This is a genomic window from Protofrankia sp. Cj3 (assembly GCF_917627355.1).
Taxonomy (GTDB): domain Bacteria; phylum Actinomycetota; class Actinomycetes; order Frankiales; family Frankiaceae; genus Protofrankia.
This window is the reverse complement of the sequence record NZ_CAKJTR010000077.1, coordinates 5,359-22,806: the sequence shown is the minus strand read 5'-3', so window position 1 is coordinate 22,806 and position 17,448 is coordinate 5,359. Positions and strand designations below refer to the sequence as shown.

Annotated in this window: 10 protein-coding genes; 6 read left to right on the top strand and 4 right to left on the bottom strand. The window is 65.3% G+C overall.

Features of this window, described 5'->3' with window-relative positions; all coding sequences use genetic code 11:
- The 3 genes from MJ783_RS12540 to MJ783_RS12530 all read right to left on the bottom strand — a co-directional run.
- On the bottom strand, nucleotides 1–846 hold an 846-nt coding region (locus MJ783_RS12540), incomplete at its 3' end, for a tetratricopeptide repeat protein (RefSeq protein WP_239310595.1).
- 329 nt (nucleotides 847–1,175) lie between these two features.
- Nucleotides 1,176–2,243 carry an integrase core domain-containing protein gene (locus tag MJ783_RS12535; protein WP_239310594.1) on the bottom strand — a complete coding sequence of 356 codons (1,068 nt, stop codon included), beginning with the start codon at nucleotides 2,241–2,243 and terminating at the stop codon, nucleotides 1,176–1,178.
- Nucleotides 2,219–2,884, bottom strand: coding sequence for a DUF4277 domain-containing protein (locus MJ783_RS12530; RefSeq protein ID WP_239310593.1), 666 nt, complete (start codon nucleotides 2,882–2,884; stop codon nucleotides 2,219–2,221). Before MJ783_RS12530 ends, MJ783_RS12535 begins: the two co-directional genes overlap by 25 nt.
- A 147-nt stretch (nucleotides 2,885–3,031) precedes the next feature.
- Between MJ783_RS12530 and MJ783_RS12525 the strand changes: the two genes are divergently transcribed.
- The 6 genes from MJ783_RS12525 to MJ783_RS12500 all read left to right on the top strand — a co-directional run bounded on the left by MJ783_RS12525 (nucleotide 3,032) and on the right by MJ783_RS12500 (nucleotide 16,683).
- Nucleotides 3,032–4,615, top strand: a complete 1,584-nt coding sequence (locus tag MJ783_RS12525; protein WP_239310592.1) for a nuclease-related domain-containing DEAD/DEAH box helicase — start codon at nucleotides 3,032–3,034, stop codon at nucleotides 4,613–4,615.
- An 11-nt stretch (nucleotides 4,616–4,626) separates the two neighbouring features.
- Complete coding sequence (locus MJ783_RS12520; RefSeq protein ID WP_239310591.1) at nucleotides 4,627–7,752, top strand: helicase-related protein; 3,126 nt, start codon at nucleotides 4,627–4,629, stop codon at nucleotides 7,750–7,752.
- A complete protein-coding gene (gene drmB, locus MJ783_RS12515; RefSeq protein WP_239310590.1) occupies nucleotides 7,749–9,557 on the top strand; it encodes a DrmB family protein in 1,809 nt (602 codons plus the stop codon). The genes MJ783_RS12520 and drmB overlap by 4 nt, the downstream gene beginning before the upstream one ends.
- Nucleotides 9,558–9,637: 80 nt before the next feature.
- Complete coding sequence (locus tag MJ783_RS12510; RefSeq protein ID WP_239310589.1) at nucleotides 9,638–12,895, top strand: sigma-70 family RNA polymerase sigma factor; 3,258 nt, start codon at nucleotides 9,638–9,640, stop codon at nucleotides 12,893–12,895.
- Nucleotides 12,888–14,651: an AIPR family protein gene (locus MJ783_RS12505; protein ID WP_239310588.1), complete on the top strand. Its 1,764-nt coding sequence runs from the start codon at nucleotides 12,888–12,890 to the stop codon at nucleotides 14,649–14,651. Before MJ783_RS12510 ends, MJ783_RS12505 begins: the two co-directional genes overlap by 8 nt.
- Before the next feature lie 142 nt (nucleotides 14,652–14,793).
- A complete protein-coding gene (locus tag MJ783_RS12500; protein WP_239310587.1) occupies nucleotides 14,794–16,683 on the top strand; it encodes a DNA cytosine methyltransferase in 1,890 nt (629 codons plus the stop codon).
- On the opposite strand, the gene MJ783_RS12495 is transcribed toward MJ783_RS12500, so the two are convergent.
- The gene (locus tag MJ783_RS12495) at nucleotides 16,602–17,120 is read right to left on the bottom strand and encodes a very short patch repair endonuclease (protein WP_239310586.1); all 519 of its coding nucleotides are present in this window, start codon (nucleotides 17,118–17,120) and stop codon (nucleotides 16,602–16,604) included. The genes MJ783_RS12500 and MJ783_RS12495 overlap by 82 nt on opposite strands.
- Nucleotides 17,121–17,448: the final 328 nt, after the last annotated feature.

The following is a 17,448-nucleotide window of genomic DNA, read 5'->3' as shown; positions in this document are numbered from 1 at the left end:
GGTGGGGGTGGCCTCCACCGCGGCTTGGCCGGCGGCGATGGCGTCGTTGAGGTCGGCCCGCTCCCCGGTCCGCTCGAACCGGGTCCGTAGGGCGTTGCCGAGGTTGGACAGGTACATGGCGCGGTTGGGGTGGTCGACGGGGGTGGCCTCCACCGCGGCCCGGCCGGCGGCGATCGCCTCGTCGAGGTCGGCCCGCTCGCCAGTCCGCTCAAACCGACTGCCCAGGGCGTTGCCGAGGTTGGACAGCCGTCCGGCGCGGTCGGGGTGGTCGGTGGGGGTGGCCTCCACCGCGGCCCGGCCGGCGGCGATCGCCTCGTCGAGGTCGGCCCGCTCACCGGTCCGCTCGAACCAGATGCTCAGGGCGTTGCCGAGGTTGGACAGCCGTCCGGCGCGGTCGGGATGGTCGGCGGGGGTAGCCTCCACCGCCTGTCGCAGGAAGCCGATCGCGGTGTTCAGCGCGGCACGATCATCGGTACGCATCACCACACCCAGCAGCGTGACAGCGTGATCTGCCCACGCCTCGGGTAAAGCGGACCGGTCCCGGTCGAAATAGGCGCGAACCCGGTCGGGGACCACGTCGGGGTAGCTCTGGTACACCGAGGCGAACCAGGCCAGCGCGGCCTCGAGATCCTGCTGGCCGTCGTCGGCGCCAAGGACGAGGCAACGTGCCCAGTGCAGCTGGCCTGCCGCGAGGGCTACCTCGAGGTCGGTGGTCGGGTCGGGGACCATCGCGACCAGCGCCTGAACCTCGGCGACCGCCTCCGGGTCCACAACCGTGGTCGGATTCTGGTCGCGGAGGAACCGGTCCAGCCTGGCTCGCACCTGTGCGAGCTGACGTTCCCGCATCTCCCCGTGGCCCCCTGTAGCAGCCGCGTCGTCGCCCGCGACGGCGCGTGTCCCTGCTCACACGGATTCGGCATGAACAGCGGCGTTCATGCTATCTCGGACGAGTATGCGACCGAAGGGCGCTGCCAGCTCACAGGGAGCTGCGGTCACCGCGTGTACGGGCACATCGGGCGGGCCACAGTCCGGGAGTGCAGCCGGTGCGCCGAGGCCACATCTGGGCGCAACAAATTAATTTCTTAACTAACGCCGATTCTCGCGCAGCTGTTGGGGACCCCCATCGATCAGGCTGTGGGGTGCCAGAACCCGGCTACCAGCGTTGACCTGGGCTTTTAGGCGGCTCGTTCGTATTCGTTGATCAGGCCGCTGAGGACGGGCTGACGCTTGATCCGTTCCTTGGTCAGGTCGGCGACGGGGTGGTCGGGCCGTGGTGGTTGAAGGTCGCGGTCGCGGTGGGGCCGTCGTCCGTTGTAGTGGGTCGCGTAGTCGGCCAGGACAACGCGCAGGTGCCGCTCACCGAAGATCAGCATGCGGTCGGTCACCTCGGTTCGGACCGTGCGGACGAACCGTTCCGCATAAGCGTTCGCCCGCGGAGTCCGAGGTGGAATCGTGACCGTGGTGATACCGGCGTCGGCGAGGACCACGTCGAAGGATGCGGTGAACTGGCCGGCGCGGTCACGGACCAGGAACCGGACGTCGACCGCCCGGTCACCGAGGTCCACGAGGAGGTTCCGGGCTTGGTGGGTGGTCCACGATCCGTCCGGGTGAGCGGTGACCCCGAGGACGTGGATGGTGCGGGAACCGACCTCGATGACGAAGAAGCAGGACAGACGCCGTAGCGTCACCGCGCAGTCCACGTAGAAGAAGTCCACGGCCAGCATCGTCGACGCCTGCGTGCGCAGGAACTGCCGCCACGTCGTGTCGGTCTGCCGCCTGGGCGCCGGTGGCAGCCCGAGGGTCTTCAGGACCCGGCGGATCGTGGAGGCGCTCACCCGGTGGCCGAGCCTGAGGATCTCGCCCTGGATCCGCTGGTAGCCCCACGTCGTGTTCTCGGTCGCGAGCCGCTGGATCAGCGTGGCGATCTCCGGGCTGATCGGTGGCCGGCCCATCCGCCGTGGATGGGTCCATGTCCGTGTGATCAGACGGCGGTGCCACCGCAGGACGGTGCCAGGAGTGACCAGCCGGTGCGTTCGCAGTGCCCCGGGCAGGAGCCGGATCAGTGCGGCGAGGAGCGCCCGGTCCGCCCAGTCCCACCGGGGCTTGGGCTGGGTACGGCGCAGCACCGCGACCTCATGCCGCAACACCAGCAACTCGATGTCCTTCGATGCCGACGAGCGGCCGAGTAGAACGAGCCAGCTACAGACCCGCACGAAGATCAGGTACAGCAGGCGTACGGACATAGCTGACCATCATGCAGCCGGCCCCGCGCCGGCGCATCACCCCAGGCCACAGGCTCAGGCCGACTTCTGGCACCCCACAGGACCTGGCGCAGATCGGTCCGGCCGTCCTTCGGGTGCCCGAACGACGGGGTCGCATACTCGCCATCGGCCTCGGGATGCTCGTAGAGGCCATAGAGCGACAGGCTCGTCATATCCCAGTGGACTTGCGCGATGTCGATCCCGAACTCGCGGATCGCGGTCGCGCCGATTGAGCCGACGACGGCCTCGTCCTGCTCGGCGAGCGCTTCGAGGGCCCGGCCGATCCGGTCCTCGTTAAGCAGACGCGCCGGGGCGCCGAGCATCTCCTCGACCGCCCACACGCCAGCCCAGTCCTCGACCCGGACCAGCGCGGCCGGCTCGGTGACCCTGTTGGCGACCAACGCGGCGAGGACTTGGCCGTGAGTCAGGTCCTCGTCCCGGCGGATCGGACAGAGCCGGTCGATCGTGTCGGCCAGGTCGAGGCGATCGAGGATGTCCCGGACAACGGGCAGCACGCCGAGCTGTTTGTCGCTGCTCGGGGGCCCGTAACCCAGCGCCGTGGTGGCCTGCGCGGATCCAGAACGTGCCAGGTCCAGCACTCCCCACGCCAGCGGTTCCCCCACCGCCCCTCAAGAGATCACAGGATTAGCACACCAACCGGACGTGCGGAGGGCAGGTGCACCGGCCCCTCGATGTCCTCGGACTGACCATCCAATCTTGAAGCAACCGCGCCTTGCAGCCCTTCACCATCCCAGAGCAATAATAGCGCCATGAGGATGATCCCGGACGAACCGTCACGCACTCCCAGCAGGGCAGAGCTGGAAGTCTTCGCGCGGATTCGTTCGATCACCGATGGGCGGTGGGCCTTCGCGCTGCATAGCCTCAGCCTGCCCGAACACACACAGAAGCGCGTCGGCGAGATCGATTTTCTCCTGGTGGGCCCGGCGGGAATCATGGTGCTCGAGGTCAAAGGCGGAACTGTTGCCCAACATCGTGGGGTCTGGGAGAGCGTCGACATTCGGGGCCTCCACCACAGGCTGGGGGAGAGCCCTTTCCGTCAAGCCCAGACGGCGATGTTCGCGCTCGAACGTCTCCTCGGAGCAAAGACTGACAACTCGCTCGTGCGACGGACAGTGTTCGGCTGGGTGGTCGTCCTTCCGAATTGCACTTTTGATGTCGACAGCGTTGAATGGGCTCCCCAGACTATCATCGATAGCGACCGAATAGATGATCTTGATATCGCACTCGCGGACGTCGCCACTTACTGGCAGGCAAAGCCAGGAGGTCGCAGTGTTCTTTCAACGGAAGATGTCAACCGTTACCTTGCGGTCCTGCGGCCCGACTTCGACCGCGTGCCAACGCTTCGACAGGTCGCCAAGACCGTGGAGCAGGAGTTCGTCGCGTTGACAGAAAGGCAGTACCGCGCACTGGATGTCAGTAACCGCAACAGCCGGATCCTATACGAAGGCGGCGCTGGAACCGGCAAGACGATGCTGGCGCTCGAGATGTGTCGGCGGCACGCGGCGGCCGGTCGGCGGGTCCTCTTCACCTGCCGAAGTGAGATTCTCACCGGCTTCGTGCGGAACCAGCTCGCCGAGGTCGAGGCGGTGGCGAGGCCGTCGGCCCGAATTCCCAATGAGGACGACTTGTTCGATGTCGTGGTTGTCGACGAGGCGCAGGATGTGATCAACCTGCGCGATCTCGACAGGTTGGACCGGGTTCTCATGGGTGGTCTGAATGACGGCCGGTGGGCGATGTTCCTCGACTCCAACAACCAGCGTGGTCTTGTCGGGACCTACGACGACGCGGCCATGTCACGCCTCCGCTCCCATCGTCCCGCTGACTTCGAGTTGAACGACAACTGCCGTAACACCAACGAGATCATCAGTGCGACTCGGGAACGAACGGGTGCCGACGTCGGTGTGAGCACAGCGGGGAAGGGGCCGGAGGTCGAACTGGCGCGGTCCGACGAGGCGGGAGCCCCGTCGCTGGTGGCCAACCATTTGGACCGGCTGGTGGACGAGGGAGTCTCTCCCAACGAGATCGTCCTGCTGTCTCCGTCGGACATCGACGAGTCGGTGTTCGGGCACCTTCCGCGTCGGTGGCTCAACCGGGTCGACGTCCTCGATCTCGATCGGCTGCGGAAGGCTCCGCCGAGCCGGACGCTGTTCGCAAGGATCAGCGACTTCAAGGGACTCGAAAGTCCCTTCGTTCTTCTCGAGGTGCCGGACGGACTGATCGCTTCGCAGGAACGAGCGAACCTCTACGTCGGCATGACCCGCGCCCGTGTCGGGCTCTGGGTCATTACCGTGGCTTCCGCTGCCGACTCGATACCTGCTGGGAGCAAACGTTGACGAGTTCAGCTGTGGCCACAGGCGACCGCGCCATGCTTCTCGAGTACCTCCGAACGCAGCTCATCGGGCCGGTCGGCGGCGAGCGCGAGGTGCTGTCCGAGGTCCCGCAGTTCCGGTACACCAGCGGGATCCTCTTCCCGATCAGAAACGATGAAGAAGAGCCGGATGTCGACCCACACGAGATCGTCGACGAGGTGGCGGGCAACATCGGTGAGGAGCGGGACGACGATCCCATCGCCTTGGCCAGTCAGGTCAAGCCGAGCTCCATGGGCATGAGCTTCATGACGCCGTCGTCCGCCTCCGCTGTTGACATCGAAGTGAGCGCGGCGAAGTACGAGGACGCTGACGGAGGTGGCAAGCGTTGGCGGCGAAGGCCCCACCACGAGAAGATGCGCGTGTCCCGCCCCGACGTTGGCGCTGATTCCGACGAGGTCGGAGTCTTCGGAGGCACCGCGACGCTGAACGTGCGCTGGTATGATCGGGGTCGGCACGTCATCGTCACCGTGACCCTCGTCAATCGCCGGGAAGTCACAGGACTGACGAGAGTACGGACGCCTGACTGTCTGTTCCAGGCTCACCTGCGGTGCGCTCCCGCTGGCACCGAGATAGTCGCCTATCCCAGTCGCCCGCGCATCTCCGCCGACGAGGAGGAAGCGGAACTCGATCTCCTTTTCAGGAACGTACCGACCTACGGCATAGGGCACGGCGTGTCCGTCATGTGGACTGAGAACGGCGCGCCCCCGCAGTTTGTCGAGACGTCGTTCCTGCCGGTCAAGAAGGTGCCGGGGATCCGCTTCGACGTCGATGGGGTCAGCGACGTTCTGCGGCTCGACTTCCTCAGGAGCGTGATGGACCAGCCGACCTTGGTCGTGCCCGCTCTTCATGCCTTTGTGGAGTCATACGAGCGGTGGGCATCCGAGTTGCGTGCCCGCGATGGCGAGGTCCCGGGGCCCATGGAGAGCGCCAGGCTGCGGCTCCTGAGAAAGATCGACGAGACCTGTCGTCGGATGCGCCGCGGCGTCGAGGTCATCGATTCCGACCCCCTGGTACGTCGTGCGTTCGCGCTCGCGAATGAGGCGATGCTGATGCAGATGGTGCACAGCCGTTCGACCGATCTGGCGGGTAAGACCCATCCCGTGGGTTCCGCTCACGCGATGCCGAGCGACTACCGGGGCCGAAACGATGGTTGGAGGCCCTTCCAGCTCGCCTTCCTCCTGCTCAGTCTGGAGGGCACCGCGACCGAGACGACGGACACGGATGTGGTCGACCTGATCTGGTTCCCGACCGGTGGCGGAAAGACAGAGGCCTACCTCGCCCTCGCGGCGTTCGCCATCTTCCACCGCCGACTTCGGCTCGGTGACGAGGGTGCCGGGACGACGGTGATAACGCGTTACACGCTGCGGCTGCTGACCGCGCAGCAGTTCCAGCGTGCCTCCACCCTGATCTGCGCATGTGAGGTGCTGCGGCGCCGATTACGTGACGATCTTGGATCGATCCCGATCAGCATCGGGATATGGACCGGCGGGAACAACAGCCCGAACAGTTTCACGGACGCAAGAAAACTCGCGTCCGATCTGCGTGCCGGCGTGCAGGACGCGAGGAGTTTCCAGATCGCGCGATGCCCCTGGTGCGGAACGCGGATCGACGCAGGAGACAACAACGACGAGGACACCTGGGGCTACTACGCCGACAACTCCTCGTTCCGGGTCAACTGCCTGAACGCCGGCTGTTCGTTTCACCGCAGCGGCCTGCCGGTGTCCTCGGTCGACGAGGATCTCTACGAACGACCGCCGACCCTCCTGATCGGAACGGTCGACAAGTTCGCCCAAGCAGCCTGGAAGGAGGAGATGGGGGTCTTCTTCGGTTCGGGTGCGACGCCAGGTCCATCCCTGATCATCCAGGACGAGTTCCACCTGATTTCAGGCCCACTGGGAACGGTGGTCGGCCTCTACGAAGCCGCCTTCGACGTTGTGCTCGCGCACAACAAGTGCCGGCCGAAGATTGTGGCCTCGACGGCGACGATCCGGCATTCCGCCGAACAGGCGCGCGGTGTCTTCGGACGGGAGGTCGCGCTCTTCCCTCCATCGGGGCTCGACGCATCGGACTCCTACTTCGTTCGCACCAACCACTCCGCACCGGGCCGGATCTACGCCGGCTTCATGCCACAGGGACACACGCCGTTGACAGCCCTCGTGCACGTCGCGGCCGCTCTGCTGCAGGCTCCGATCGACGTCGATCTGTCCCCGCTGGGAAACGACGCATTCTGGACCCTTGTCGCCTACCACAACAGCCTGCGGGAACTCGGCAAGACGATCACCCTGGCACGGGACGACGTCGAGGCAAGACTGAAGATCATCGCGAAGGTGGAGGACCGCCGTCGGAACCTCGGTGACGACAGGATTGTGGAGCTCACCAGCAACGTCAGCCCTGCCGAGATCGAGCGGGTGCTGGATCGACTCGGCCGTCCACCGGACGCGCCCGGCGCGATCTCGCTCGTGGCCAGCACCAACATGATGTCGGTGGGCGTCGACATCGACAGGCTCGGCCTCATGCTCGTGCTCGGCCAGCCCAAGACGACTGCGGAGTACATCCAGGCCAGCAGCCGAGTGGGCCGGAGCACCGATCGGCCTGGCCTCGTGCTGACGCTCTACTCGCCCTCCAAGCCGCGGGATCGTTCTCACTACGAGTCGTTCGTCTCGTACCACTCAATGCTCTACCGGGCCGTCGAGCCCACGTCGGTCACGCCGTTCTCGGTGCCCGCCCGCGACCGTGCACTGCACGCGGACCTCGTCGTCCTCGCGCGGCACGCGCGCGGCTGGAGCGCCGATACCGATGCCGCCTCCTTCGAGGCGGACGACCCCGGTTTCCTGAGGCTCGTCGAAGCGCTGGTCGAACGGGCGCGACGCGCCGATCCCGAAGAGGCCGACGCCGTACGTGACCACCTCACGAGGCTGCTGGACGACTGGACCGTACGCCTGAACGCCGCCGAGGAGGCCGGCCTGCGGTACCGAGATCGCAAGGAACGTGCTGGTCTTCTTCGTCGCTTCGGTACCCGGACCAGCGGATGGCGAACGCTCGACTCGATGAGAAGTGTCGACGTCGAGGTGTCGATCTTGGTGCGGGGAGCGACTCGATGAGCCCGCGCAAGGTACGACGGGCGCAGATCGTCAGCCCCTTCGGTGTCGGCGCAATCATCGATCTGGAGGGCGAATCCTTCGTGGCCGAGGACGCGAGCAACTGGCCACGCGGACTCACCAAGTCCGTCGACCCTCCACGCGGACTGATCAGCGCACTCAACATCGCCGATCTGCGGACACCGCTCGATTCAAAAACGGGAACGCTACCGTACTTCCGCTTCCCGCGGTGGCTCTTCTGTCATCAGTGCCGGCGCATGAAGAACTGGGGCAAGTCCGACGAGCAGGCGAGTTCCGCACCGAGATGCGCCTTCTGCAGGGGTACTCCCAAGCTGGTTCCGATGCGGTTCGTCGCGGCGTGTGGCAACGGTCACCTCGAGGACGTGCCATGGGACCGGTGGGCTCACTCGGCCAGCGATTCGCGAAACCAGAAGCAGTGTGGATCCGGCCCGCTCAGGTTCGAGAGCGAGGCGCACCGGGGCAGCGGCCTCGAGTCGCTGTCCGTCGTCTGCACCGTGTGTCGCGCGCGTCGCTCGCTCGAGGACATCACGCAGAAATACGCCCTTCGCAGGATCGGATGCAAGTGCCGCGGTCGTCAGCCGTGGGAATCCAGTCACGCCATGCGGAACTGCGACGAGAGCCTGCGGGTTCTGCAGCGGGGCGCGTCGAACGTCTACTTCCCGAACGTCGTGTCAGCGCTCGACATCCCGCCCGACTCTGACTGGCGTGAACTGAATCGTCCCGCCGTCGTGCTGGCCGCCGACATGTTCTTCCGGGCGCTGATTGAGAACCGGGACCACCCGCTCCGCGGGCAGCTCGTCGAGCTCCTCGCCGGTCAGCACTCCTTGACCGTGGACCAGGTGGAGGCCGCTCTGGACGAGGTCGGTGGGCAGCACGATGCGCCGGTGGGATCCGGGTCGGTCGACGAGCTCCGGCTGGACGAGTGGATGGCGCTCTGCTCGCCAAGACGCGAGTCGGACCCACGAGACCGATTCGTGGCACGCGCAACACCCTTTCCCACGCCCGCGCGGAAGGGAGCATCTCATCCGGCCGGGGAGTCCCTCGCACGGCTGATCACGGCGGTGACGCTCGTCGACCGCCTGCGGGAAGTACGGGTGCTGAAGGACTTCACGAGGAACACCGCTGAAGAGCCCGTGAAGGCGAACCTTGCGCCCGATCCGGCTTTCCTGCCCGCTGTGGAAGTGTACGGAGAGGGGATCTTCCTCCGATTCGACGAGGACGCCGTCCGAGCGTGGGAGTGTCTCCCGCAAGTTCAGGCGCGAGCGGAGCGGCTCACCGCGCGGGTGCAAGCTTCTGACCTGAAGTGGCTTCCGACGCCCACTCCGAGGTTCCTTCTGCTGCACACGCTCGCGCATCTCCTGCTTCGGCAGACGGCGTTCGATGCCGGTTACTCGACGTCCGCGCTTCGAGAACGGTTGTATGTGGCAGGTCCGGGCGAGGTCCTGCCCATGGCCGGCGTTCTGCTGTACACGGCGGCTGGTGACACCGAGGGCACGCTAGGTGGTCTCGTCCGACTCGGGCAGGCCGAACGGCTCGTCCCGCTGCTCAGTGCCGCCATCGTCTCCGCGTCTTGGTGCTCGTTCGATCCCGTGTGTCGTTCTGCTTCGGGCCAGGGGCCGCGGGGCCTGTCGCTCGCCGCCTGCCATGCCTGCGCCCTCGTCCCGGAGACCAGCTGCGAAAAAAGCAACAGACTGCTCGACAGGGACCTCCTGGTCGCTGACGGTTACGGATTCTTCCGCGAGGTCGTGGCGGTGGAGGGGGTCGCGCCAAGCGGCGGGTCGTGGTGACCGAGCTGGCAACCGGCGCAGCACGCGCGCATCGATCCACCAGACCCGGAGGGTCTAGGTCCTGGCCGGAATCCGTGCTCATGCTTGGTCCACCCGGGTCCGAGAAAGCACGTGCCGCGGCGCAGTTCGCGGCGGAATACAACACCGCCGAAATAGACACCACGGTCGTCGTTCCCGGACGAGTGCTCAAACACTACGTCGGCGCGATCGCGCCGTATCTGGGTCGAGACGCGGTTGTCACCTTTCACGAATTCATGCCGTCACTGTGGAGGAAACTCTACGGCCGATCTCCGCCGGAACTGGAAAGATGGCGTTACGATTTCGACTCCTGCCTGGGTCAGGTCCTGCGTGAGAGGCCGCGGACACTGTGGACGCGTCGACCGATCATCCTGGACGGCGAACGGTATCCGGCCGAGTTCTATTCTCTGCTCCGGATGCTCTCCATCCCGGCGACAGTGCTCGCGGACGAGAACTATCCGATGGGGGAGGACGGCTCCACCGCACCGGACATCAGGTCCGCGCTGGGCACGTCGGAGCCGCTCATGCTCACCAGGAACAACCGAACGACGCGACCGGTCGCCGCGTTCGCGAACAGCTTCTACTCGGGATCAAGATCCGGTCGATGTGTCGTGCCGGAACGGGACGGTCCGCGGCCGGTACTGCTGTCGACGCCGACGTTCTCGAGCTTCGTCGACTGGCTCGTGGATTTCGAGCGTCTTCGACCCGCGCGGTCGATCGGTGTTCTTGTTCGGGCAGCGGGGCTGGTCGCTCGCCTCGAGAACGCGCTGTCCGGGCGGACCCTGAACAGGAGGCGCTGCTACGAGAGCTCACGGCCCGACCTCGCACGATCACTCGATTTCGGGAGCCCTGGAATAACGATCCTCGTCTGGCAGAGCGCCAGAAGCGTCGAGTTCGACTCCGTCGTCTTGGCCGAGCTGCAGGACGTGAGTGATCCGAGCCGCGACCTCGCGAGTCAGATGAACCTGCACGTTCTTTCCGCGCGTGCACGTACCGAACTCGTGCTCACGTACTCCGGTAGCGGAGCACCGTCGTTCGTTGATGCCTTGCCGACGGAGCTCATCGACGACGTGCGCGGATGCTCAGTCATGCTGCCACCTTCCGTGGAGACGCTGTCCGACAGAGACTGCGATGGGACGAACTATCCAAGTATCTTTACCGGGATCGTTCCCGAGCATCCCGGTGGGGGCGAGCGCCGTGCCCGCCAAGTCCAAGTTGCTCGTCGGCTGGTGGACGGCGAGCGCCATCGTGGCCGTGCGAGTCGTCGCGTGCTCACGGCGGATGAGGAGGTCGGGCTGGCGATACTGATACGGGCCGACGGCACATCGCTGAGCGAGGAGGTCCCGCAGGGATACCGGTCCACTCTTGAAAACAGCGATCAACGTGCGGTTGCGTTTGACCTGTTGTTGCTTCACAACATCGGTCTGGTGCGTTCGATCGCACGGACTTTCGTCGTGTCTGGTCTGGACATGGAAGACCTCGTGCAGGGCGGTGTGTTCGGACTGGTCCGAGCGATCGAGAAATTCGACGCGTCGCTTGGGCACAAGTTCTCGACCTACGCGAGTACGTGGATCCGTCAGTCCATCGGCCGGACGATCGACAACGACTCGAGGCTGATCCGGCTTCCGGTACAGATGGCCGAGAGGATTCGAAAGGTTCAGGCGGCATATGCAGCCGCGTCCGTTGACGGGACCGGGGTCGACCTGAATGAGGTGCGCCGCCGAACTGAGTTGACTTCGAAGCAGGTCGTAGATGCACTGAGGCTTGCTCGCGGGATCGTCTCGCTCGACCGCCCTGTCGAGCCGGGCGCGGACAGCACGCTTGGGGACCTTCTGGACGGAGCCGCGGACTTCGACTCCGATCCCGCCGTCGTCATTGACCGCAAACTCAGCGCCGTAATCGTCGCGGATGTACTTGACCAGATGAACCCGAGGGAGGCGCGCATCCTGCGACTGAGAAACGGCTTCGAGGTTGATGAGCCGTGGACCCTGGAGATGGTTGGCGCGAAATTCGGAGTGACCCGGGAGCGGATCAGGCAGATCGAGGTGAAGGCGAAGCAGAATTTCAGGAGCCTCCTTGCTTCTGCTGAGACACAGGCCCAGGTACAGGCCCAGGTCGGTGGTGGACCGCCAGTGAGGGCGACTCGGTCGCGCTCCGTCCGGGAAGGTCCCCGGGCGAAGGACGCTCGGCAAAGGGCGGTTGACTCCGTCAGACCCCCGTGGAGTCCGACGACCGGCAACCGGCGCTGGCAGACGGTGGCCCAGGGGACAGAGCTTCCGGCCGCGCTGCGGCGTGACCACGGGCACACCGCGCTCGCGGAACTCGTCGTCGGCTGCATCGACTACGCGGTAAGTGCGGGCGGTACCCGCGTCTCCCTGGATTTCGATCTGACGGCACGCGTCCGGTGGATCGACCTGCGGGTCGACGGTTCGGCGCCTTCCACCTGGAACATTCATCCGGCGGTGGCGGCGGCTGGTGCATCTGCGCCGTCGAACCCTCCGAGTGCGGTGGGGCTGACGCAGCTGATGCTCAGTGTCGCAGATCAGATCACCATCAGCACGCGCGCCCCTTCCGGGCGCTCGACTCACGTGTCGTTGGTACTCGCGCGGATGACGGGCCACTGGTGGCTTCGCGTGATCGGCGACGACATCCCTGCCGAATCGGAGCCCTCAGCACCTTCCGGCGCCACTCACGTGGCCGTCCAGATGCGTGGCCTCCGCCCGACCTGGCTGGGCGGCGACGTATCTCCCACTGTGGCTGCCGTTGCGGCGCGCACTTTGCGCGCGACGATAGGTCTCGTGTACGGCGTGGTGATCGCTGATGGCACCCTCACAATCGAGATCGCGGACGAGAAGGTCGTGGCCAGAGATCCGTTCGCGACCGGAAACCCAGCTACCCAGGACCTGGGTACCGAGTACCTCCGTCATGACGGCCACAGAGTGGAGGTCACCCCGTACGTGATCCCGCACCCTGACCGCCTTTCCGTCGAGGAGAGTTCCGATCTCGGAGACCTGGTCGAGATGCAGCGCAGGCAGGGGTTCTACGTCCGCTGCGACGGGCGCCTGATCGCGACCGGTGGATGGTTCGGGCTGCCGGGCCTTGGTGCCGACAAGGAGACTGCTCTGTCTCGTGTACTGATCGAGATCGACTCGGCAGAGCGGCCAGCCTGGCAGGACGAGGCGACGGGAACCACACAGCTGCCCGAGTCGCTGCGCGCGCGGCTGAGGGATCTTGCGATGGCTGCCAGACAGCGATCTACAGAGGTGTTTCGGTACCGGCGGGCTTCGCGCGCTGTGACGGAGGGAGGCGTCGATGGCTGAGCGAAGCGCATCCGAGTACGAGGCTGAGATAGACCGGCTTGTTGTCGAGCGCATCTCCGACACATCAGGGCTCATGCGACGGGACGCGTTCGTCGCGGTCACGACCGAGCTTCTGACGGGCGACGGCACGCTCGACGACATCTCCGTCTGCTTCCTCAGGACCGTGTTCGGGAACCGTCATGTCGAAGTCAACGGGTATGACATCGCCCACGACGGAACCGCGCTGAACCTTGTTGTCGCTGAGTACGGCGCAGCCGGTCAGAGCGTGCGGCGTGACCGCGTGGATCGAGCGATTCGCCGGGCGACGGCGTTCGCCGAGTTCGTTCGGCGCGGGCTGCACACCCAGCTCGAGAGGTCCAGTCCCGCGTTCGACATGGCCGAGCGGATTCACGCGAGCTGGTCGGAGGTGGAACGGATACGCATAGTTGTCGTCACCGACGGCGTGGTTGGACCGGCGTCCATGCCCAGCGTCGAGGCGGCCGGCCTGCCCGCTGTCATCGATGTGTGGGACGTCGTCCGGCTCGGACGGCTCGCTCTGTCGGGCCGTGAGCAGGAGGAGATCGTCATCGATCTCGTGCAGCGCGGCCATGTGGTCCCGTGTGTGAAGTCCTCGACCCAGGCCGGTGGGTACCGCTGCGTCCTCGCGGTAGTCCCGGGCACGCTACTCGCGCAGCTCTACGACGAGTTCCACGGTCGACTACTGCAACGGAACGTGCGGGCCTTCCTCCAGGTTCGAGGAAAAATCAACAAGAACATCTTCGAGACCATCAAGAACCAGCCGGGCAACTTTCTCGCCTACAACAACGGCATCTCCGCCACTGCCACCGGGGCTGACATCGGGGCGGGGCCGGACGGGCAGCCGATTCTCCGCCGGATACGCGATCTCCAGATAGTTAATGGCGGCCAGACCACGGCCTCGCTGCATTATGCCGCCGGAAGGGGTGCCGATCTGACGGATATCCACGTGCCGGCAAAAATCACCATCGTCGCGGCTGAACAGCTCGACAGTCTCGTACCTTCGATCTCGCGATACGCCAACTCCCAGAACGCCGTGAACCTGGCAGATTTCGAGGGCAGCAGCCCCTTCCACATTGGTCTGGAGACCCTGTCACGGAGCATCTGGGCACCGGCTGCGCACGGGTCGACCATCCAGACTCGCTGGTACTACGAGCGTGTGCGCGGCCAGTACGAAGTCGACCGTTCCAACGCCGGAACGGTGGCCCGACGGAAGGCGTTCGATCGGGAGAACCCACGACCGCAGCGCTTTTCGAAGACGGAAATCGCGCAGTTCGAGTTCGCGTTCCAGGGTAGTCCGCACATCGTCTGTCTGGGAGCGCAGAAGTGCTTCCAGCAGTGGACCGTGCAGAACGAGACAATCAACCGCGAACGACCTCAGGCGACGTACTTCAGGCGGCTCGTCGGGAAAGCCCTGCTCTTCAACGGCGTTGATCGAATTGTGCGTACCCCACGCTCCGGCGGATACTATTTACAGACCACTGCTTATACCGCCGCGATCGTTGCCAGTTCGCTTGGCGAGGCGCTTGACCTGGAGACGCTCTGGCGCGTCCAGGACCTACCGTCCGCATTGCTCGCAGAGTTGGCCGCGCTGGCCGAGCGCGTTCGTGAGACGCTGGTGACCCCTCCCGCCGCAGCGAACATCACGGAGTGGTGCAAGAAGGAAGTCTGTTGGGACGATGTTCGCCGTCGCGTGCGCTGGGCTCCCCCGCCAAGCGTGCTCGTTGCGTTTCGATCTTGATCGTCTGAAATTGTCAGACCCGTATGGTGTGCTTCGCAAGCGACGGTGTCGTGATAGACGCAGTTCCTGCGCGCCGCTCACCGAGGATGTGGTTTGATAAGGAAGTGAGAGTAGGTCGAGTTTAGAAGGGAGAGCCGGCGTGGTGAAATATGGCGTGAAGCTGCAACGCAGCGACCGTTTGCGTCTGCCACGGCATCCCGATGCTCCGACAGCCGACGGCTTTGTCGAATGGTGTCGTGCAGAGGTAGCTTCGGGAAAGCCGCTCGCCATCGATTTGTTCAGCGGCGCCGGGGGTCTGAGTCTCGGGCTGGAGTCAGCCGGCTGGACTGTCGTCGCCGCAGTCGACAACGATCCCTCGTCCGTTGAGACACACGCTCACAACTTCCCCGGCCAAGCCCTGCTTCTGGATCTCAGCAGTAAAACTGAGCATCAAAAGCTCCTCACGTTGCTGTCCGACGTCAATATAGACCTGGTAGCCGGTGGGCCGCCATGTCAACCGTTCAGCCGTGCCGGCTCCAGTAAGATTCGCAGTCTTATCAACAACGGGTCACGTGAAATTGACGACCCGCGACGACTCCTTTGGCGCGCGTTTGTCGACATCACTCTTGCCCTACGGCCGAGAGCTGTGTTGATGGAGAACGTTCCTGACATGGCGTTCAGCGACGACTTCAAGAGCGTCCGTGAGATCGTGGCAAAGTTCGAGGCCGCTGGCTACGCGGCAAAAATCAGCATCATCAACACCTGGGAACATGGCGTGCCGCAGCACCGCCGCCGTCTGCTGGTCCAAGCGCGGCGCGACGGACTCCCGTTCAACAAGTTGGACGAGTACCCCGATGTGAATCTTGGCGACGCTATCCGGGACCTCCCCACGCTGTCCGGCGGGACGGGCGCCCGGGAGACCGCGTACGTTTCCCCGGACTCTCCCGGCGACTTCGTGACAGCGATGCGAGGCGGCGCGCCCGAGGGCGTTGTGCACGACCACATGACTCGGCCGATCCGCGAGGACGACCAGGAGATATTCGAGTACATGACCTCTGACATGCTTTACACGGACGTCCCCGAGCATCTCCGTCGCTATAGCACGCACACATTCGACGACAAGTACAAGCGCCTCGACTACGGGCAGCTGAGCCGAACGATCACTGCACACATCGCCAAGGACGGCTACTGGTACATCCATCCCATCGAGGCCCGTACCCTGACGGTGCGTGAGGCAGCTCGTGTCCAGACCTTCCCCGACCGCTTCCGCTTCGCAGGCCACCGCAGTGACGCGTTCCGCCAGATCGGAAACGCGGTGCCGCCCTCGGCGGGGAAGGCCGCCGCGTGGGCGCTCCGTCCTGATGCTCCCGTCGACGAGACGGCTACGAACGAGCCTGACTGGTTGGCTGTTCACCGCGCCCTCGACGAGTACGCGGCTGGGCTCCCGTGGTCGCAACAACCCGGTATGGGTTCAGTTCCCGCCGCTGTCGCCGCGGTCCTTTCGTCCGCTCGCTCTAGGTCGGACCGGTCGGCCTCGGTCATGGACTCGGTGCGGGAGACGACTCGCCTGGGCCGGTCGACACTCGACGCCGCCATCGGTTCCATCGGCTCGGAAGGCGGTCAGCGCGCGCTGCGCAGACTGGAGCCGCTGGTCGACGTACTTGCTGTCGCTGGCGACGTCCCCGCGTTGGTCGGCATGAAGCCCGCAGAGGCCGCACTCTTCGGGTTGTTGACCGGCGACGACGTGCTCCTTGCGTCGACGCCGACTGTCCGGGTCGCGTCTCGCTTTCGCGACACCACGTCGCTGCACGTCAACATGCGGACGGAAGGGCGGATCGACCTGGCCCGCCTCGTTGGGGCGGCGCCACACGCGCAGACGCGCGTGGCGGCCATCAGGCACCTGGGACTGACCGTCTGCGGCCCGGCCGCCAGCCCGAACTGCTCGGACTGTCCGCTCCGTCCGTGGTGCGCCTACCGGTCGTCGCGAGACGGGAAGGGCGAGGACGCGGCAACGCTACCGTTCGAGGAAGTCCTGTCCGCCGTGTCCTCATAGGCGCGGTCGCGCACCAAGCGAGCAGCGCCCGTGGCGTCGCTGTGCACGTCGCACTCCCAGACGCGCACAACACGCCAGCCCGCCTCGGCGAGGCTTGCGTTGTTGCGACGGTCGCGCTCCAGGTTCGCTTCGAACTTCTCTCTCCAGAGCTGAGCGTTCGGCCCCTTGAAGCGCTTCATGCCGTGCTGCGGGCAGCCGTGCCAGAAGCAGCCGTCGACGAAGACCGCCAGTTGCCAGCGGGGCAGGACGAAGTCGGGTGTGCACCGCGGAGTGACGCGCTTGTGCACACGGAATCGCAGACCGAGCCGATGCACCTCACGTCGCAGCTGCAGTTCCGGTGTGGTGTCTCGGGACCGTCGATGTAACAGGTGCGAGCCAGCCGACGTCGAGACCCAGGTCTGGCGCCTCGATTCGTCGTGGTCGGTGTCACCCTTCACCTCGACTCCCTTTCCGCATCGCTTCGGCTGTGCGGCTAAATAGATCAACTATGATCCCGCAGAAGCCATCGGTGTCAATTCGCGATCGTCGTCCATCTGGACTGTTTCCGTTTTCGTGGACAGGGCTCGGGCGTCACCGTCCGCCGATCTTCGAGGCCTGATGTGACGACGAGTAAGCGACCTTGTTTGGTCGTGGTGGTAGCGGATCTGGACGTAGGGTGGCGGCCAGCCGGATGATTCAGGCCGAGCGGCCGGCCCTACGTCGTCCACGGCTGGCGTTTGTGCAGGTAGCTGGCAAGATCGGGGTTCAAGTTCCATCCCCTCAGCT

What these genes read in the sequence shown, in the direction of transcription:
- MJ783_RS12510 (WP_239310589.1), top strand. Translation starts at nt 9,638, where the DNA reads ATGCTTGGTCCACCCGGGTCCGAGAAAGCACGTGCCGCGGCGCAGTTC.
- MJ783_RS12525 (WP_239310592.1), top strand. Translation starts at nt 3,032, where the DNA reads ATGAGGATGATCCCGGACGAACCGTCACGCACTCCCAGCAGGGCAGAG.
- MJ783_RS12505 (WP_239310588.1), top strand. Translation starts at nt 12,888, where the DNA reads ATGGCTGAGCGAAGCGCATCCGAGTACGAGGCTGAGATAGACCGGCTT.
- drmB (WP_239310590.1), top strand. Translation starts at nt 7,749, where the DNA reads ATGAGCCCGCGCAAGGTACGACGGGCGCAGATCGTCAGCCCCTTCGGT.
- MJ783_RS12535 (WP_239310594.1), bottom strand. Translation starts at nt 2,243, where the DNA reads ATGTCCGTACGCCTGCTGTACCTGATCTTCGTGCGGGTCTGTAGCTGG.